The organism is Lysinibacillus sp. NPDC097868, assembly GCF_044761135.1.
In the GTDB taxonomy this organism is placed as follows: Bacteria; Bacillota; Bacilli; order Bacillales_A; family Planococcaceae; genus Lysinibacillus.
Map to the genome: position 1 here is coordinate 1,429,402 of NZ_JBIWBS010000001.1, position 17,824 is coordinate 1,447,225.

The 17,824-nt window shown below is 37.4% G+C and carries 20 protein-coding genes; 17 read left to right on the plus strand and 3 right to left on the minus strand.

All coding sequences use genetic code 11. The annotated features are described in order from the left end of the window. Positions 1–405 precede the first annotated feature (405 nt). The 14 genes from ACIQXJ_RS07015 to ACIQXJ_RS07080 all read left to right on the plus strand — a co-directional run bounded on the left by ACIQXJ_RS07015 (position 406) and on the right by ACIQXJ_RS07080 (position 14,890). Positions 406–954 (plus strand): hypothetical protein, encoded by a 549-nt coding sequence (locus ACIQXJ_RS07015; RefSeq protein ID WP_403051345.1) that lies wholly within the window; start codon positions 406–408, stop codon positions 952–954. A gap of 577 nt (positions 955–1,531) precedes the next feature. Next, positions 1,532–3,160 carry a PucR family transcriptional regulator gene (locus tag ACIQXJ_RS07020; protein WP_403051349.1) on the plus strand — a complete coding sequence of 543 codons (1,629 nt, stop codon included), beginning with the start codon at positions 1,532–1,534 and terminating at the stop codon, positions 3,158–3,160. A gap of 261 nt (positions 3,161–3,421) precedes the next feature. After that, a complete protein-coding gene (locus ACIQXJ_RS07025; RefSeq protein WP_403051352.1) occupies positions 3,422–3,607 on the plus strand; it encodes a XapX domain-containing protein in 186 nt (61 codons plus the stop codon). A gap of 69 nt (positions 3,608–3,676) precedes the next feature. Beyond that, the gene (locus ACIQXJ_RS07030) at positions 3,677–3,838 is read left to right on the plus strand and encodes a XapX domain-containing protein (protein ID WP_172771582.1); all 162 of its coding nucleotides are present in this window, start codon (positions 3,677–3,679) and stop codon (positions 3,836–3,838) included. 200 nt (positions 3,839–4,038) lie between these two features. After that, complete coding sequence (locus ACIQXJ_RS07035; RefSeq protein ID WP_403051355.1) at positions 4,039–4,716, plus strand: cysteine hydrolase family protein; 678 nt, start codon at positions 4,039–4,041, stop codon at positions 4,714–4,716. Between the two features lie 254 nt (positions 4,717–4,970). Beyond that, entirely contained in the window at positions 4,971–5,945 is a 975-nt protein-coding gene (locus ACIQXJ_RS07040; protein ID WP_403051358.1) for an oxamate carbamoyltransferase subunit AllH family protein, read from the plus strand. Beyond that, complete coding sequence (gene fdrA, locus ACIQXJ_RS07045; protein ID WP_403051361.1) at positions 5,905–7,476, plus strand: acyl-CoA synthetase FdrA; 1,572 nt, start codon at positions 5,905–5,907, stop codon at positions 7,474–7,476. Before ACIQXJ_RS07040 ends, fdrA begins: the two co-directional genes overlap by 41 nt. Further along, a complete protein-coding gene (locus tag ACIQXJ_RS07050) occupies positions 7,460–8,893 on the plus strand; it encodes a YlbE family protein (RefSeq protein ID WP_403051364.1) in 1,434 nt (477 codons plus the stop codon). The genes fdrA and ACIQXJ_RS07050 overlap by 17 nt, the downstream gene beginning before the upstream one ends. Next, the gene (arcC, locus tag ACIQXJ_RS07055) at positions 8,886–9,821 is read left to right on the plus strand and encodes a carbamate kinase (protein ID WP_403051366.1); all 936 of its coding nucleotides are present in this window, start codon (positions 8,886–8,888) and stop codon (positions 9,819–9,821) included. Before ACIQXJ_RS07050 ends, arcC begins: the two co-directional genes overlap by 8 nt. Before the next feature lie 46 nt (positions 9,822–9,867). Then, positions 9,868–10,281 carry a cupin domain-containing protein gene (locus ACIQXJ_RS07060; protein ID WP_403051369.1) on the plus strand — a complete coding sequence of 138 codons (414 nt, stop codon included), beginning with the start codon at positions 9,868–9,870 and terminating at the stop codon, positions 10,279–10,281. Between the two features lie 524 nt (positions 10,282–10,805). Beyond that, positions 10,806–11,498, plus strand: coding sequence for a FadR/GntR family transcriptional regulator (locus ACIQXJ_RS07065; protein ID WP_483869687.1), 693 nt, complete (start codon positions 10,806–10,808; stop codon positions 11,496–11,498). 4 nt (positions 11,499–11,502) lie between these two features. After that, positions 11,503–12,744 carry a CynX/NimT family MFS transporter gene (locus ACIQXJ_RS07070; protein ID WP_403051375.1) on the plus strand — a complete coding sequence of 414 codons (1,242 nt, stop codon included), beginning with the start codon at positions 11,503–11,505 and terminating at the stop codon, positions 12,742–12,744. A gap of 151 nt (positions 12,745–12,895) precedes the next feature. Next, positions 12,896–13,057: a hypothetical protein gene (locus ACIQXJ_RS07075; RefSeq protein WP_401011812.1), complete on the plus strand. Its 162-nt coding sequence runs from the start codon at positions 12,896–12,898 to the stop codon at positions 13,055–13,057. 339 nt (positions 13,058–13,396) lie between these two features. Beyond that, positions 13,397–14,890, plus strand: coding sequence for an MFS transporter (locus tag ACIQXJ_RS07080; protein WP_403051378.1), 1,494 nt, complete (start codon positions 13,397–13,399; stop codon positions 14,888–14,890). A 256-nt stretch (positions 14,891–15,146) separates the two neighbouring features. On the opposite strand, the gene ACIQXJ_RS07085 is transcribed toward ACIQXJ_RS07080, so the two are convergent. After that, on the minus strand, positions 15,147–15,767 hold the full coding sequence (locus ACIQXJ_RS07085; RefSeq protein WP_403051381.1) for a flavin reductase family protein: 621 nt from the start codon (positions 15,765–15,767) through the stop codon (positions 15,147–15,149). Between the two features lie 211 nt (positions 15,768–15,978). Between ACIQXJ_RS07085 and ACIQXJ_RS07090 the strand changes: the two genes are divergently transcribed. The 3 genes from ACIQXJ_RS07090 to ACIQXJ_RS07100 all read left to right on the plus strand — a co-directional run bounded on the left by ACIQXJ_RS07090 (position 15,979) and on the right by ACIQXJ_RS07100 (position 16,889). After that, on the plus strand, positions 15,979–16,305 hold the full coding sequence (locus ACIQXJ_RS07090; RefSeq protein ID WP_403051384.1) for a pyrophosphohydrolase domain-containing protein: 327 nt from the start codon (positions 15,979–15,981) through the stop codon (positions 16,303–16,305). An 81-nt stretch (positions 16,306–16,386) separates the two neighbouring features. Further along, positions 16,387–16,725: a hypothetical protein gene (locus ACIQXJ_RS07095; protein WP_403051387.1), complete on the plus strand. Its 339-nt coding sequence runs from the start codon at positions 16,387–16,389 to the stop codon at positions 16,723–16,725. A 29-nt stretch (positions 16,726–16,754) separates the two neighbouring features. Then, positions 16,755–16,889, plus strand: a complete 135-nt coding sequence (locus ACIQXJ_RS07100; protein WP_403051390.1) for a hypothetical protein — start codon at positions 16,755–16,757, stop codon at positions 16,887–16,889. Positions 16,890–17,286: 397 nt separating this feature from the next. Here ACIQXJ_RS07100 and ACIQXJ_RS07105 read toward each other — a convergent pair whose 3' ends face one another. Then, on the minus strand, positions 17,287–17,469 hold the full coding sequence (locus tag ACIQXJ_RS07105) for a hypothetical protein (protein WP_403051393.1): 183 nt from the start codon (positions 17,467–17,469) through the stop codon (positions 17,287–17,289). Positions 17,470–17,539: 70 nt separating this feature from the next. Further along, positions 17,540–17,797, minus strand: coding sequence for a hypothetical protein (locus ACIQXJ_RS07110; protein WP_403051396.1), 258 nt, complete (start codon positions 17,795–17,797; stop codon positions 17,540–17,542). Between the last annotated feature and the right edge of the window lie 27 nt (positions 17,798–17,824).

The following is a 17,824-nucleotide window of genomic DNA, read 5'->3' on the forward strand; positions in this document are numbered from 1 at the left end:
TTTTATCATGTGTCCAAAAATAATAAAAAAAGACATATCGTTTTGGAAAAAGAAAGTGCTATACAATATAGGCGGGAGAGTTAAAGAATTTTATGAACTCAAATTGTACGGTGAAAATAAAGTTGTTTAAAAATCCTTCTTTCACTTCCATGAAAAATCGTAATAAACTTTTATTTTCTGTTGTATAGTGTTGATTTTCTATGACATGGGTAGCTAACGGGGCAGTCTAGTAGAAGAAGGGGAAATTGGAAGCAATATAGAATATAAGGATTAATACAGAGCTCATGGTTTTATCCCGGCACATCTAGACGGAAGACGGTATTATCAGAAAAATGTTCTTTCAAGTGACACTACAATTTCATCAAGTTGTGTCCATAGAAAGAAGCGAAAGGAGTGGATATACGCATGAAAGAACCATCTGAACTGCTCATTGAAATGCTTGGCCATCCGTATAATCCCAGGAATGTTCAAGCATTGCTGCAAACATTCGGTGTCAAGAGAATGCCACACCCGAACAGTTATTTCAAAGACGATATTATTTGGTCTGTGAAAACATCGATACGCATCGATATTTATCGCGCACCAAAAATAAATGATCTGACTGGACTCAAATATACAAATCAGGATGAATGGATTATTGGCGCCCTACATTTTCTTGCGCCCGGGTCGGATGACAGAATTAAAGCTCCGTTTGCCGGAAAACTTCCCAAGGGAATCACGATGAGCTCAACACCAGATCAGTCGATAAAGGCATATGGTCAACCTGAAATCGATGAAGAATGTAGTTGGTCTGGATTTTCCGGTCGAATTTTGGCATGGCGCAAGCCAGGTGTAAATATTGTAATTGAATATGCGGACGGTGAAATGGATAGCGTGATGAGAAGCTACATGGTCTGTCTAATTGGCTGCATTGGCGCATGGCGAGACGATAATCCAGAGGTCTTTGCTCCCTGATTAAAGATCGACATCGCCGCGGCTGCAGACTTTGCTCGCTCTCAAATGAAGGGCATTATTAATTGAACTCCCACGAAAGAACATAATCATCTTTCATTTTCTGTGGTGAAAGCAGATAGCCAAAGAAGAGAAAGTCGTCTTTTTTCATAGTGAAACATATTTAGACATATTAAACCGTTGGAAAGAAAAAGATTTTTCAATAGTTGAGGACGAATAAACTATACCATTCGCCCTTTAATAGATGATTGAAGTTCCTGCATTTGAAACAAAATTTAATAAATAGAATCATCAGTGACTAAGAGGGCATATTTGATAGGCGTCTTGGTCTTTTTTTTATCGATATATTGTAAAAAATTAAGGACTACAGCCTTCAGTGATAAGCCGGGGTCCGTCCTCGTAGTCGTGTTATAATTAAAAAAATCTTGTTTCTCTCAAGATGTATTTTAATAAAAGTTTCGGGCGGTGAATTCATTTTCCTGTCAATCACCGCAACCATTCATAATAAAACTGTCACGCAAAGCATTTGACCTAAAAAACGAAATTATGGGAACATTCTTCCCTCGTTTGGAGTGATGTTATGTTTATTACTATATGTGATGTATTAAAAATGGAAGGGTTTGAAGACGTACAAGTGATTGCTAGCGATTCCGGTTTAAGCCGCAGAGTTGAAAACGTGTATTTTATGGAAGTTCCCGACATTTACGCATATATCGAACAAAATGGCTTACTGCTTACCACATTGTATCCTATTGCGGATAAACCGGAGCATATTGAAACATTGATTCCAAAATTGGCAGAAATGAATGTTGCAGGAATTGCAATCAAGCCAGGAAGATATGTCGCTGAAATTCCCGAAATTATGGTGGAGCAAGCTAACGAGCTTGGGATTCCGTTAATGCAGCTCCCAGATGGTGCAAACTTATCAACACTTGCCAATCAGGTACTGACAAAGTTTTTAGACGTAAAGACATCTCTGTTGGAATTCCGAAATAAGATGCACCAGCAATTGCTAGAGCTATTATTGGAAGGCACTGATGTAAACAAGTTCGTTCTTTCTATTGCGAATCTTGTTAATGCCCCTATCCTGCTTCTAAACAATGATTTTGAATATGTTCGGTCATCTATACAAAAAGAACACGAAATATCAATTCATCGCAAGCCATATAATTCGGGCTCGAGCAAGAGCACGTTTTCCGTTCAAGTAGGTAATACCCTTTATGAAAAAAATGACATTTTTATTCAGTGCATTTACGCTGGAGGCAACGAGTATGGCTTTTTAGTCGTTTTGCTGGATAAAGAAAAAAATCTGACAGAGGACATAATTATTGCCATCGAACAGGCATCCTTTATCATTGCTTTTTTATTTCAAACAGAGCAAACATTGCTTCAAAAAGAAAGGAATCATTTAAGCAGTTTTGTCAGGGACATTTTTCATAATCAATATTCCTCCCAAACCGAAATGATTGAAAAAGCGAAAGTGTTTAAATGGAACTTGCAATTCCCATTTGTCTTGGTGAGCATCAAAACAAATGAGAAAGAAAGCGAAAAGAAATTAGCAATTTTCAACAAAATGCTCGATTCAGGTTTGATTGAAAGGTCTGCTTCAAAAATTGTCGATGTTCCTATAGAAAATTGCAAGGTTCTTTATATTAATGATTCTTTAGTATGTTTTATCAGTCTTGTTTCAGAAAATAATGTTCGGCAAAAACTCCAAAATCTAGGGGATGTAATTCTTTCACTGTTTGAGAAGTACGGTAATCTTGGAGTCAGCATTTCCGATACAGTGCATCGTTTTAACCAGATTAAAGAGTATTACGACAATTCAACATTAGTATTTCAAGTGTATAAAGAGAACTTACAAAAACAATCCTATGTTCATTTTTATGGTGATATCGGCTTGTTCCGCCTTTTCCATTACGTTGAGAATCTTTTCATCCTAGAAGATTTCGTAACGGAGAAATTAGGTAAAGTGTTCGAATATGACAAAAGGAAGAATACTAATCTTTTAGAAACCCTTAGGTACTATATTAAAAACAATACAAATGTGCAAAAAACATCAGAGGATATGTTTGTTCATTATAATACGATGCGCTATCGAATAAATAAGCTGAAAGAACTTGGAATCGACGGTGAGGACGGATTTGAATTAACAGAAATTGCATTGGCCTACCAATTGCATCAATACTTGCAATTGAAAAAAGGGTAAGGATGGGGGAACTCCCAACTGACTTTACTTAAGACATTGTCTACATGGCAATGTCTTTTTTTTGTAAAAAAGACGTTCCACTTTGTAGGAAGTTGCCAATTAAAAGAGAAATAAATATCAACTTCTTACAATGATTAAACCGCTTTCAAGTGCTATTATTTAGGTATTAAAGGATGGAGGTAATCAATATACAGCCGTCATAGAAACAAGATTCAAGTAATAGGTTTCTGTTTACACTTTGGGATACAAGGAGTGTTTAAAATGCGTGACTATCTATTGTCTTTAGCAGGTGGTTTGATTGTTGGCATTTTATTTTCGTTAGTTAAGCTACCGTTACCTGCCCCTCCGTTAGTTGGAATATTCGGAATGGTAGGTATATTTTTAGGAGGTGTACTAATGGATTCTCTTTTCAATTCCCTTAAAGAAAAGAGAAAGGTGAGTACATAAAAAATTAAGAGTGTTCGATTGGTTGCTAAGTTTTTGATAAATACAATCCACAAAAAAGGAGCATGTAAGATGTTGCAGATCGTCTTGTCTTTAATTGGAGGTTTACTTGTAGGCATATTATTCAAATTCATTAAGCTGCCAGTTCCGGCTCCTCCTCTCATCGGAATTGTCGGGGTAATAGGAATCTTTCTTGGCGCAGAGTTAGTAAACGCTGTCCTTCATCTTTTCTAAAAAAGACATTTAATCCTCCATCCTTTATTGTCTAACCGGTTAAAAGATTAACATATGGAAGTTTGTGTATATCTTAAAAAAATGGACAATAGTTTTTTCGGTATTTTATTCAGTATAACAAATAGAATCCTTGTAAAAACGGATTGCGGGTAGTAGCCAATATTCATCTATTTTAAATAACATTTGAGAGGGAGATTTACATGAGTAAAGTATATGCAATAGATGCGAAACCTTATAGTTTTGAATTTGAGTTAGAAAAAACTGCCCTAATTATCATTGATATGCAGCGTGACTTTTGTGCACCTGGCGGCTTTGGCGAGAAACTGGGGAATGATATTACGCTAACACGCGCCATCATTCCTACCACTCAGACAGTACTGGAAGTTGCACGTGAAAAAGGCTTGATGGTGATTTATACCCGTGAAGGGCATCGACTAGACTTGTCGGATTGCCCGCCAAGCAAACTGAAACGCGGCAGCAAGCAAGGTGCAGGCATCGGTGATGAAGGCCCAATGGGAAGAATTCTTATCCGAGGTGAATATGGTCATGATATTGTGGATGAGCTAAAGCCGGTTGAAGGCGAGATTGTTATTGACAAACCTGGGAAAGGCGCTTTCTATCAAACAGACCTTGAAGTGATTTTAAAAAATAAAGGCATTACACATTTGCTTGTCGCTGGCGTAACGACGCATGTCTGTGTGCAAACAACAATTCGTGAAGCGAATGACCGTGGATTCGAATGCTTGTTACTCGAAGATTGCTCAGCGGCATTTGATCCAAGAGACCATGAAGATTCCATTCACATGATTAACCAACAAGGTGGCATCTTTGGATGGACAGCACCTTCGCGCAATCTGCTTGCTTCTTTCGATGATTAAGGGAAGATATCTTTCCACTTGGCATTTTGAAAGTAAAGCCTAAAATAGATTTTCGTTATAGTTAAAGAAGACCTCGAGGGCATGCTTTATTCACGCGTCCAATGCATGCCCGTATTTCATTTATATCTCATGCTGCTCTAGTACGATAGGTAAGATAGAATGGCTTTACTTAAAGCGGTATAGGTAGCGAGTTCGAGGTGCTTCACTAAAATATAAATTTTACAGAAATAAATCTTAAGAATTTGGTGAGACGAATGGTTGGAATATATCCTTGTAAAATCAATCAAATGGACGGGCGTCTGCTTGAATGGTTCCATCACCAACCGATCGGTGAACAAATCGGAGCGGTCCACAGTGTTTTCGATAAGGTGGTGAATTTTATAACCGATGATGGTACCCTGCTCTTTTCTTTGGCAAAAAATGAGGTAGTCCAATCACCAGGAATGATGAAAACCTTTGAAAATGTCTATTTTTCAGAGATGTCCTCAACTTTAAAGTCGACTAAACAAGTTTGTTTAGTTGATTATTGTCTTTTGAAAATTAGTGATTGGCAATGGGACTTTTCTAAAGCGGTAGTTTGGAACAGAGCAATTAATCCACCTAGCAAAGCTAAGAAAGAAACAACCTTTTCCAGTTTGCAGTTGTTGAATCATTTCATACTACATAACGGAGCAACAGGAGGGGTTTTCCCAGCATGGAAAAGCTTCACTTATCCAGATTGGGAAGTTTCTACTGCCACAAGGAGAAATATTTACTTTTACAATTTTATGGAGGGGTTTAACCAATTAGAGCGGGAAATCAAGGTGGATAAGCTTGATAAGTCTATTTTTAAGTTTGCTGGTCTTGGAATCGGGCTGACTCCATCAGGTGACGACTTTCTAACAGGGCTGCTGGCCACTTGGCAGTATTATGATGAAGCCCATCTATACAAGAAAGTCGAAAGTCACATCGCCGAATGGCTGCAAAAATTGAAAGGAAGAACAACCACGGTAAGCTATTTTATGCTAAAGCAATGCTTGGAGGGGCAGGTCAATGAAGCTTTGCTGGATGTATTGGAGAACTTGGACAATAATCCAATTTCCCATTTACAGCGACTTGTAGAAATTGGATCAACCTCTGGGACAGATATGCTGATTGGTGTCAGTGTGGCATACCAACAGCTTATAAATTATAAGGAGGGAAAACATAATGGCATCAAAAGTATTGATAGAAAGAAACACCTATCATGACTCGGTAACGTTAATGTCATTATCTAGCAAAATGAATAGTATTGAGGGTGTCGAACAGGCAGTTGTCACGATGGCCACCCAAATGAATAAAGAATTGTTAGAAAATATCGGATTGTTAACGGATGAGGCAAAAGAATCCACAGGAAATGATTTGATTATTGCGTTGATTACCGATACAGATGAGCGTGCAGAGGAAGTGATGGAGCTCATCAAGTCAGAATTAACATCCAAGATGGCGAAAAAAGAAAAAGACAAAGATCAAACAGCAAAAACTTTAAATTCTGCGCTGAATCTTATGCCAGGTGCTAACTTGGCAATTATCTCTGTTCCTGGAACATATGCAGTGCGAGAAGCTAGTCTAGCCTTAAAAAAGGGCATGCATGTCATGCTGTTCAGTGACAATGTCAGTATCGAAGATGAGAAAGTATTGAAGGAAACAGGTAGAGACAAAGGATTATTCGTCATGGGACCAGACTGCGGGACAGCCATTATCAATCGCAGCGGACTTTGCTTTGCCAATAAAGTCAGCGAAGGAGGCATTGGACTAGTCGCAGCTTCTGGTACTGGGCTACAAGAAGTGACAGTGCAAATCGATCGTCTTGGATACGGCATTACACAAGCGATTGGCACGGGAGGTCGAGATCTTCATGAATCAATTGGTGGAATTATGATGCTTCAAGGGCTTAAAGCATTAGAAAATGATAAGAAGACAAAGGTCATCACACTAATTTCTAAGCCGCCTGCCCCAATTGTTCAAGATAAAATTCTTGCAGAAGTAAAAAAATGCCGAAAACCAGTTGTGGTCTGCTTCCTGGATGGAGATGCACAAGCAGTAGAGGCAGCAGGAGCAACTTTTTCACCAACATTAATTGATGCTGCCCGCAAGTCTGTTAAATTGCTTGATCCACAAGCAGTAATTGAAACTGAAATTACGGATGGTGTTCAAAGATGGATCACTGCAGAAAAAGCGAAATTAGTTGATTCCCAACAGGATATTCGCGGATTATTTTGCGGCGGTACGCTGACGGCTGAAGCATTGTCAATAATTCGAACTACAGGAAAAACTGTCAAAAGCAATGTAGCGAAAAAAGTGGAAGAGAAACTTAGCGATATTACCTATAGTGTAGGCCATACGTTGCTGGATATGGGGGATGACGAATTTACAAAGGGTAAACCTCATCCGATGATAGAGCCCTCACTTAGAAATGAGCGGATTCTTCAAGAAGCAAAAGACCCAAAAACCGCTGTCCTATTATTGGACTTTGAATTGGGATTTGGTGCCCATGAAGATCCAGTAGGTGTGACGCTAGATACGATTAAATTAGCAAGGGATGAGGCCGCACAGGCAGGAAGGTACTTGCCGGTCGTTGCCTATATTTGCGGAACTTCTAAAGATAAGCAAGATTATCAGCAGCAGCAAAAAAAACTTCAATCTGTAGGCGTTTATGTGGCTGACAGCAATGAAATGGCAACGAGAACTGCAGCAAAGCTTGTGGAAAAGGAGGTCAATAAAATTGAGTACGCTAAATGAGCTTTTTAATCAGCCATTACGAGTGATGAACATCGGAACGTCCAAATTTAAAGAAGATTTGGAACTGCAAGGCATCGAAACAATCCAAGTTGACTGGCAGCCGCCCGCAGGAGGCAATATTCAACTACTCAAAGCATTAGATTTCTTTCAGGACAATGAAAAGGTGGAAAAGGCAAACCAGGAAGCCATTCAACGCATTAAGGATGCCCATCCTTTCTTAATAGATATTGAGCGGGCTATCGATGTTATTCCAAGTATGCACAGCAAAAAAATACTGCACTCTGGGCCTCCAATCGCCTGGGAAAACATGGCTGGCCCAATGCAGGGTGCAATTATCGGAGCGCTCATTTTCGAAGGAATGGCAGCGAACGAGGAAGATGCGAGAGCATTGATTAATGCTGGAGAAATTGAATTTGGCTCATGCAATGAGCATTCAACAGTTGGGCCAATGGCGGGCATTGTCTCGCCATCCATGCCAGTGCATGTCATTGAAAACAGAACACATGGAAACAGAGCATATTGTTCGATTAATGAAGGTCTAGGCAAGGTATTGCGTTTTGGTGCTTTTTCCAGTGAAGTAATTGATCGGCTAAAGTGGCTGCGCGATGTGTTTGCCCCTGCATTGAAAAAGGCTCTTGTGCTAGCAGGTGGAATTGATTTGAAATCCATCACTGCTCAAGCTCTTCATATGGGGGATGAATGCCATAACCGTAATAAGGCGGCAACAAGCCTTTTTTACCGGGAGATTGCTGATTATTTCATGCAAATCGATATCGAGACTGACACTCTGCGGGAGGTCTTGTGTTACATCCAAAACAATGAACACTATTTCTTAAACCTGTCCATGCCAGCATGTAAAGCTGCACTTGATGCAGGGCATGGTGTTCCATATTCCACTGTTGTCACGACAATGGCCAGAAATGGTGTAGAATTTGGCATTTGCATTAGTGGGCTAGGTGAAAAGGAATGGTTTACAGCACCTGCAAACTTTATCAAAGGTTTATTTTTCCCAGGGTATTCTGAGGAGGAGGCAACTCGGGATCTAGGAGATAGTGCCATTACCGAGACGATGGGAATTGGCGGATTTGCGATGGGCGGCTCCCCTGCGATTGTTCAATTTGTTGGAGGCGAGGTAAAAGACGCCATTCAATATAGCGAGCAAATGTATGAAATTACGGTAAGTGAAAATAGCAATTATTCCATTCCAACTTTAAACTTTCGTGGAGCTGCCTTTGGAATTGATGTTAGAAAAGTAATTGAAACAAACATTCTTCCAGTCATTAATACAGGTATAGCACATAAAGTTGCTGGAATCGGGCAAATTGGTGCAGGTATCGTCCACCCTCCTATGGAATGCTTCGAAAAAGGCTTCCTTCGTTTCTATAAAGTTTATGGAGAGGGCGCTGCAAATGAGTAGAATATTAATAGCTCTTGGGGGAAATGCTCTTGGGTCTACGCCTCAGGAGCAGCAGCAATTAGTACACGGTGCGGCAAAACCGATTGTCGATTTAATTGAACAAGGCCATGACGTAGTTATTGCCCATGGAAACGGGCCTCAAGTCGGTTCTATTAATCTTGCATTTGAAAAAAGCTCGAAGGAACATGCAAGCATTTCCAGCATGCCATTTGCTGAGTGCGTGGCAATGAGCCAAGGGTATATAGGCTATCATTTGCAAAATGCAATCCAAGAAGAACTGTTTAAGCGCTCCATCAATAAATCAGTCGCAACGATTGTCAGTCAGGTGGTGGTTGATAAGAACGATCACGCCTTTCAAAATCCTACAAAACAGATTGGTTCCTTTTATTCAAAAGAAGAGGCACAAAGATTAATGGCTGACACAAATGACATTTATATTGAGGATTCCGGCCGCGGCTATCGCCGGGTTATTCCATCGCCTGTTCCTATTAAAATCGTTGAAAAAGATATTATTCAAGACTTGGTGAATGCAGGACGAATTGTGATTGCTGTTGGTGGCGGAGGTATTCCAGTAGTCGAGGAAAACAACCATTCCTTAATCGGCGTGGAAGCGGTCATTGATAAAGATTTGGCAAGCAGATGCTTAGCCGATGAGTTGAATGCAGACTTTTTGTTCATTTTGACAGCCGTCGAAAAAATCGCGATCAACTTTGGTAAACCGAATCAGCAAAACCTTGATCAATTATCCGTTGACGAGGCAGAAAAATTAATTAGAGAAGGGCATTTTGCACCAGGAAGTATGCTTCCTAAAGTCCAGGCAGCTATTTCATTCGTCAGAGGCAAGCAAGGAAGAAAGTCGATAATTACCTCGCTAGATAAAGCAAAGGATGCAATCCTTGGAAGGACAGGTACCGTTATTTTCGACTAAACGAGTAACGCAAGGACATGAAAATATCATATAAGGAGTGATTGGAATGACCGAAAAAAAGACGAAGGTGAAATTTGGTGATGAATTAAAGTGGAATGTATTTACAGAGCACCGCAAAGTCCATCACCAAGAGCTCCTAAGTGCCAAAGAGGCGGATGAACTAGGTGTAAGTGTCAGCTCGGTCTTAAGAGAACGCATTGAGGTGGGCGGAGCCGTATTGCCCCATTATCACGACGTGGCTGAAGTGATTCATATTACAAAAGGAAAAGTAAAACTCCTACAAAACGGCGAATGGAAATCCTATAATGAAGGTGACACATTCCTAGTTCCAAAAGGGGTTGTTCACTCTGTTGCTAATGACGATGTCGAACCTACTGAACAGATAAGCATCTTCATACCAGTTCATGAAGGAATCCATAACGATAACTTCACATCACATATGGTAGACGTAGGAAATTAAATTGATATATACAAAAAAGAGCAATCCACAACTATATTCGGGATTGCTCTTTTGTTGTGACGTGCATGGCGATTGGCTAGATAGTGAAAATATTAAATTAATAGAAAAAATAGTAAGGATTTTTTTAAACAACTGAAAGGTTTGATTTTAAAGTTTCCCGTATCCGGTAATTGAATATTCTCGCCAATAGTATTTAACAAAATCAATTTACATAACCATTTGTTCGGTTGAGTACTAAAATAAAGCATACTTTGACAGGGAAACACATTTTTACACGCATTTATTCTCTTAAAAGTTTGAGAATATTATTTTATATCTGTTTTTAAATAATTCCCTCATGAATTTAATTCTCCTTTAATTTACAATCAGAAATTTTATTCCTACCGACAAGTTAGAAATCCACATGCGCATTTTACCGATATATCTCAGCAATGTTCATAAGAATGTACATCGGATTGACAATCCTTTTTCTTTATGTTAACTTTACCAACATACCAATCATCCTACAAATTTAAGGAGGCATAATTATGATTCAAAAAACAAACCGAATGAACCTAGTAGAACAGGTTGCTTCTCAAATAGAGCAGTTAATTGAATCTGGAAGCTGGCAAGTTGGGGAAAGGATTCCACCTGAAATGGAATTGATGGAAAAGTTCGATGTCAGCCGTAATACACTTCGCGAAGCAATTCGTGCCTTAGTACATGCAGGATTACTTGAAACGAAACAAGGCAGTGGAACAACCGTATGTTCTGCCAATTCTCTTGGAGCAGCACTTAAACGTTATGTAAAAAAATCAGCGTTGCTTGAAATCCTTGATGTGCGCTTAGCTTTAGAAAAACAGGCTGCCCAGTTGGCTGCTGAACATAGGACAGAAGCGGATTTAGCAAAACTTGAATCCTATATTCAAGATTCCCTTCAAGCTGCTGAAAATAGTGATCGTGAACACTTTATAGAATTAGATATTAGCTTTCATAAAGCCGTTGTAGTGGCTTCTAACAATCAGCTCTTAATTGATTTATACGAGCCACTGTTAGAAATCATCTATTCGTTTGTGGAAGATTTAATGACAATGAATGCGCCTTTTAAATTTGAAGAAGAACTTCACATTGAGTTATATACAGCCATTCGTAGTCAGGATAAAGTAGCTGCTGCAACCTATGTTGAAAACTATATGGAGGCATTAAGAAAAGTAATTGTTAAATTGATGGAGGAATAACAACATGAATAAGGAAGCCATATCATCCACATTAAATAAAAATACAAGAAATAGTTGGTTATTACTTATTGGTATAATCTTAGTGGGGTCTAATTTAAGAGTGCCTTTAACTTCTGCTGGGTCACTTATACCTTTGATACGAGATGATCTTGGTATCAGTAATGCTCTTATAGGAACGATTACAACAGTGCCTTTACTTGCCTTTGCACTGCTTTCTCCGTTTGCTCCAAAAATAGCAAATCGGATTGGCATGGAATTAACGATTACTTTATCCCTTATATTACTTATAATTGGTATTGCAGTTCGTTCATTTTCAGGAATTTTCTCTTTATTTACAGGTACTATTTTAATTGGGGTGGCAATTGCAATGGGTAATGTGCTTATTCCAGGAATTGTAAAAATGAATTTTCCACTAAAAATAGGTTTGATGACTGGAATATACGCTATATTTATGAATCTATTCGGGGCGCTTGGTTCTGGGGTAAGTGTCCCTATTGCTTCTATTGGTAATTTTGGATGGCAAGGTGCGCTTGGCATATGGGGAGTGTTGACACTCATATCTTTATTGCTGTGGCTACCACAACTTAGTAAACGACAAAAAGGTGAGAAAGTACAAGTTAAAGTAAATATAAAGAAAAAAGGTAGTTTGTGGCGTTCTCCACTCGCTTGGAAGATAACAATATTTATGGGTGGACAATCACTCATGTTTTATACTTTAATCACATGGTTACCAGATATTTTAAATATGAAAGGGTATAACTCAAATGCTGCTGGTTGGATTGTTTTTCTAATGCAGTTCTCACTTATTCCTATAACGTTCATTGTTCCAGTACTAGCGGAAAAAATGAAAAATCAAGTTGGTCTAAGTATTACAACGGCCATTCTGTTTATTATTGGATTAGCAGGGCTACTGCAAGGAAATTCTGTGCTAGTTCCTTTATGCGCTATCATTCTTGGAATTGCAGGAGGGAGTGCCTTCAGCCTATCCATGATGTTCTTCACACTAAGAACAAATGATGGAAAAGAAGCCGCAGAAATGTCAGGAATGGCTCAGTCTTTCGGTTACCTTTTAGCGGCCGTTGGACCAGTGTTGGTTGGCACACTTCATGATATAACTGGCGGATGGTCAATCCCTCTTATTTTACTCATTTTTATTTCGTTCGTTCTGTTAATTGTTGGTATTGGAGCAGGTAAAGAAGGATATGTTACAAATGATATAGATCAACATCATACTATGTTGAAGTAGTAATCCTGACACTAATGTTTGGTGTTGGAATTAGCTGTGAAATTATTGCAGTTAAATTATAAAAAAGAACAATGATTTTACATTTGAAAATAATAGTTTAATTGACTCGGGTATATCATTATTTTTCTATCGATAGAAAGGAGTATGTATTTTGGTCAAATTAATCATTAAAATACTTATTACGCTATTTGGTGCGATTGTAATTATTACAGACTTAAAAGAAAATACCACATGGTTATTTAGCTTTTGGATCGTACTCGCTTTGTATATGATTTTCGAAGGATTTTTTTCTAAAAAGAATAATGTGCAATGATGTTTATAGTGAACTTACAGGTGTTGAATTTAATTTACAAATGTTTTAAAAGCCTTCCACATAAACTGTGGAGGGCTTTTTTTATATAAATAGGAAGGTGGGAAAGGGAAACAGACACATTATCGCTTATTTTGTTGGCTGGTTTGACCATTATTTTGTTTTCCTGATACTCCTATAAGAATTCATTTATATAAATTTTTTCTTTTTTCCAATAACATTGATTTAAAAGGCATTTTCGATGAAATTTTGTTTTTTTACTTTAAAGAAATTAATAATAAATTACATATTGGATAGCTTAACAATAGTATCAATTAATTTTAACAACGAGGAGGATTTCGATTGGCTGATTACAATAACCTTAATAGCCCAAAATTTAAAAGAAAATCGAAACCAAAGTTGAAAAAAGAAGAAATTACTGTTGTTGACACGAGTTCCGCCCGAAAGGCTGTTATAGCAACTGCTGTTGGTAATGGAATGGAATGGTTTGATTTTGGAATTTACTCTTATTTAGCTGCTACAATTGGACAAGTATTTTTTCCTGAAGTAAGTGGTCCTATGCAATTAGTATTTTCTTTTGCGACGTTTGCTGTTGCCTTTATTGCTCGACCTATTGGAGGAATTTTCTTTGGGATGCTTGGGGACCGTTTAGGCCGTAAAAAAGTCTTAGCTATTACTTTAGTCATGATGGCTCTGGCGACATTGAGTATTGGCTTGATTCCAGCTCATTCATCTATAGGGTATACTGCCACAGTACTTTTACTCATTGCACGTTTAGTTCAAGGATTTTCATCGGGTGGAGAATATTCGGGTGCTATGACGTTTATTGCTGAGTCCACTCCAGATAAGAAAAGAGGGTTTATGTCAAGTGGTCTTGAGGTTGGGACCTTAGTTGGCTATATCGCAGGAGCTAGTCTTGTTACTTTACTTACTTATATTTTAGGGGAGGAAACAATGTTAGATTGGGGTTGGCGAATTCCATTTTTCTTATCCGCTCCAATTGGTTTAATTGGCTTTTATTTGCGAAATAATTTAGAAGAAACACCTGCTTTTGAAGCAATGAAAGAAAAAAAATCAGAAGATGATAATCATATATCTGTAAAAAATATTTTACAATTTCATTGGAGAGCAATAGTTGTCGGAATGTTTGTTGTTTTCTTTTACATTGTTGTAAACTATATCGTTTTATCTTATATGCCATCTCATTTAACTGCTGTTCTTGGATATGGAGAAGCAGAAGGTCTTTTATTAATTGTCATTGTAATGGTTATTATGATTCCAATTGTTCTATTAATGGGGTATTTTAGTGACCGCATAGGAGCGAAAAAGATTATTCAAGGGGGGTTAATTGGACTAATCCTTTTAAGTATACCTTCCTTTAATTTGATTGGTAGCGGAAACACATTACATGTATTTTGGGGGTTATTGATTCTAGCAGTATTTTCGGCTTCTTTTCAGGGAACAATGCCAGCACTATTGCCCTCCCTATTTTTTACAAATGTAAGGAATGGGGCATTGGCGATTACATTTAATATTTCTGCGTCATTGTTCGGTGGTACAACACCTTTACTTGTATCTTGGTTAATTAGCAAAACGATGAATGAAATGATACCTGCCTACTATGTCATATTTGCATCTGTTGTCGGTATTATCGTAGTAAGTATCTTTCTAAAAGATACTTCAGGCAAAGCACTTCGAGGTTCCCCGCCAGCTGTCGAAGAGAAAGCTGAAATTAAGGAGATTTTAGAAGAACCAGAAGAAGCATTATGGTGGCACGAAGAAAGGAAAGAAATTGAAGATCGTATTGAAGAGCGTTTGGACGAAGGAAAGTTATAGCGGGAATAATTATCGGAGTGTTTTTCAAGATTAATGGCAATTGTGGATTAAAAATCGATGGTGCTTTTCAAGTGAAGTTGATATGGCAAGGGTTATATAAAACAATAAGAAAAAAGCAACCGAGCATAATCAATCATTTTTTTAATGAATTTGAAGAAGTAGGTTGCTTTTTCGTTATAGTTAGCTTTCGGTTAGTGAAAATTTTTGTTAAGGGTAAAATAGCTAATTAGAGCTACTATCTTAACTTCGGAATTATCTAGGCTCTAAAATTGTTTCCTAAGTTGTTACCAAGGGCAAAGTAATGACGGAAATTATAAATAAGTGGGCTCCATTTATTTGGATCAATATGATTTTCTTCAATAATAATTTCCGTATGTGCATGTACGTGTATTGCTTGTGTTTCGACAATGGCAAAATGAGGAGCATAGTCTGGGATACGAATGTGTTGAACCTTTGCCTCGATTTGAATAGGACATTCCATAATTCGAGTAGGTTTTACTAAAATAGCCTTAATAGGCGTTAATCCACTAATATCATATTTCTCTTTTTTATAAGTATAGCCATTTTGCTTTTTATATTCAGGAACTGGATTTTTCCCTGTAAACGGGGCTAATTGTTCAACATTCTCCCAAAGTGAGGGGTCTGGTATATTAATGACACATTCAGGATGACGTTCTAAATTTTCAATTGCCTTCCCACCAATGCCAATACCTAATACAATATAGTCTCCTAATGCCCAAGAAGATGATAAAGGGCTAATATTTACTGTTCCATCCTCATTTAAAGTACTTAGTAAAATTACAGGGAATCCATAATATAAAATTTTAGGATTAATAATTTTTGTATGTTGGATGGGTTTTTGCTTTATTATTTTCATTTTAATTCCTCCCACTAATTATTCTTATTTTCAAATTTCATTGTAAAATATTAATATTTCGAGTTGTATCGAAGTGTCGATTACATATGAAATTTTCTTTAACATTAGAGAAAGTTGTTGTGCCTATTTATAAACTATTGAATAGAGCTAAAAATTAACTAGAAATATATTACAATAAAAGTGTGATGTGCCACTATAAAGGAGAATGACAATGCCTGTTTATAATAAGTTAGTACGAGATCAGATTTTAGAAATTATTGAAGCAGATGGTTTAAAGTTTAATGCAAGAATTTTAGAACCACAGGAGCTTCTAGTAGAAGTAAAAGCAAAAATGATGGAAGAGGCTAAAGAGTTTCATGAGGCAGATAGGGTTCAGGAGGGCGTTGAAGAATTAGCCGATATTTTAGAACTAATACATACAGCTTTAAATGCGCTAGGTGTAAGTTATGAAGATCTAGAAGTGATTCGTGAGCAGAAGAAGGCTAAACGAGGTGGGTTTGAAAAGGCTATTTATTTAATTGATGTAGAGGATAAATGAAAATTGGAACTATTTGTATACCCTGAACGTCTAAATGCTAAAAAAATGGAAATTGCAAAGGTTTAATAGGGGGGTTTAGAAGTGATTGGTTTACTTAATGTTGGCAGTTTAGTGATTGGTCTTATTGCATGGCTACTTCCGCTCATTGGTCTTTTACAATCTAAAAACAATGATTTTAAAAAATGGGGGTTGCTTTCAAGTTTGAGTTTGAGTGCTTGTAGCATTTCACTTATTTTTCAACTGTACTATCAATACCATCTCGTTATTATTGAGGATTGGAGTGCGCTTATGGACACTACAGGAGGTGTCATTTTCGCTGCAACAGTTCTTCTTTGCGTAACTGTCATTTTAAATATTTTCATGTTAATTGTATTTCTTAAAAGATTGCAAAATGCTAACCAGAAGTGCGAAAGGGTATGATTAGATGTTAAATCCTCGCAGATGCCCAAATGAAAGCAAATAAATTAGAAGAAGCTTATCGTTCTTACCAAAAGGGAATTGAATTAGCTAAAAAGTCTGCTGTGCAAGAAGCAGTCCAAGACTTTAATGATTTAATTAAAAAGTTAGAGAACCAAAAAAAATAATCGATTCATTATGTAACGAAGGGTGCTTTATTCAGTTTATCAAAAAGCGCGTACCATATAGGGAACGCGCCTCTTTTTTGCAAATGAATCAGAGAGTTGAAAGGGGAGTTATATTACCCCGAAAGTTTCCATTTCAAACATGGCGATTTTGGGCGAGTGATAGAGATAGCCCGTTAATTGCGCTTTCTTTTCGAATAAATCACGAACCAAATAAAATACAAAGTGGTAACAGCTGATAGACCTAATGAAACATATCGATTTTGTTCATAAGGCAAAATCATAAAAAGAACTATGGCAATGATTAATGCGGGGAAAACCGTGTAAAACCAAACCCTCACAGCTTTATTTTTAAACGAAACTTCAAACCTCTCCATGCAATCACCATTTCCCCAAAAAATTATTGCTTCCAAAACTTCCCGACTTTATTAAGGTAAAAAAAGCCAGCAACTATAATTAAACATCCAATACCTTTATAAGTAATCGTTTTAAATGTTTCATTAAAGACAGTTATATTCATAAAAAGTGATCCAATAAAAATAATCACGAAACCTATAATGGCGTTCACTATTTTCAGAATCATCTATAAACCTCCAATGGCTTAATAATACTTCGAAAAAATAGGTCCAGTTATGTCATATATTTGGTGTTATCTAAAAATCATAAGGCGTACAATGCTTTAAGTGTTGTGGAGGCAGAATTTTGCCGTAAATTGTATAGTGTTCAAACTGTGCTATGTGTTCTTTATCATGAACAAAATAAATATGGACAACATTTGGCTCATCAGCAAACATAACATTCACCGAACAGTTTGGTAATCCTCCTAAATACCATTGGCACTCAATGGATTGAATATCTTCCTCTGTATACTTGATTGCTTCTATATAAATGGTCGTAAACTTTATGTTCATAAAATTGCTTCTTAAATTGCACAAGGC

Bases quoted from the DNA above. Each gene is read 5' to 3' on its own strand.
- ACIQXJ_RS07015 (WP_403051345.1), top strand. From the start codon at position 406: ATGAAAGAACCATCTGAACTGCTCATTGAAATGCTTGGCCATCCGTAT.
- ACIQXJ_RS07020 (WP_403051349.1), top strand. From the start codon at position 1,532: ATGTTTATTACTATATGTGATGTATTAAAAATGGAAGGGTTTGAAGAC.
- ACIQXJ_RS07025 (WP_403051352.1), top strand. From the start codon at position 3,422: ATGCGTGACTATCTATTGTCTTTAGCAGGTGGTTTGATTGTTGGCATT.
- ACIQXJ_RS07030 (WP_172771582.1), top strand. From the start codon at position 3,677: ATGTTGCAGATCGTCTTGTCTTTAATTGGAGGTTTACTTGTAGGCATA.
- ACIQXJ_RS07035 (WP_403051355.1), top strand. From the start codon at position 4,039: ATGAGTAAAGTATATGCAATAGATGCGAAACCTTATAGTTTTGAATTT.
- ACIQXJ_RS07040 (WP_403051358.1), top strand. From the start codon at position 4,971: ATGGTTGGAATATATCCTTGTAAAATCAATCAAATGGACGGGCGTCTG.
- fdrA (WP_403051361.1), top strand. From the start codon at position 5,905: ATGGCATCAAAAGTATTGATAGAAAGAAACACCTATCATGACTCGGTA.
- arcC (WP_403051366.1), top strand. From the start codon at position 8,886: ATGAGTAGAATATTAATAGCTCTTGGGGGAAATGCTCTTGGGTCTACG.
- ACIQXJ_RS07060 (WP_403051369.1), top strand. From the start codon at position 9,868: ATGACCGAAAAAAAGACGAAGGTGAAATTTGGTGATGAATTAAAGTGG.
- ACIQXJ_RS07070 (WP_403051375.1), top strand. From the start codon at position 11,503: ATGAATAAGGAAGCCATATCATCCACATTAAATAAAAATACAAGAAAT.
- ACIQXJ_RS07085 (WP_403051381.1), bottom strand. From the start codon at position 15,767: ATGAAAATAATAAAGCAAAAACCCATCCAACATACAAAAATTATTAAT.
- ACIQXJ_RS07090 (WP_403051384.1), top strand. From the start codon at position 15,979: ATGCCTGTTTATAATAAGTTAGTACGAGATCAGATTTTAGAAATTATT.
- ACIQXJ_RS07100 (WP_403051390.1), top strand. From the start codon at position 16,755: ATGAAAGCAAATAAATTAGAAGAAGCTTATCGTTCTTACCAAAAGGGA.
- ACIQXJ_RS07105 (WP_403051393.1), bottom strand. From the start codon at position 17,469: ATGATTCTGAAAATAGTGAACGCCATTATAGGTTTCGTGATTATTTTT.
- ACIQXJ_RS07110 (WP_403051396.1), bottom strand. From the start codon at position 17,797: ATGAACATAAAGTTTACGACCATTTATATAGAAGCAATCAAGTATACA.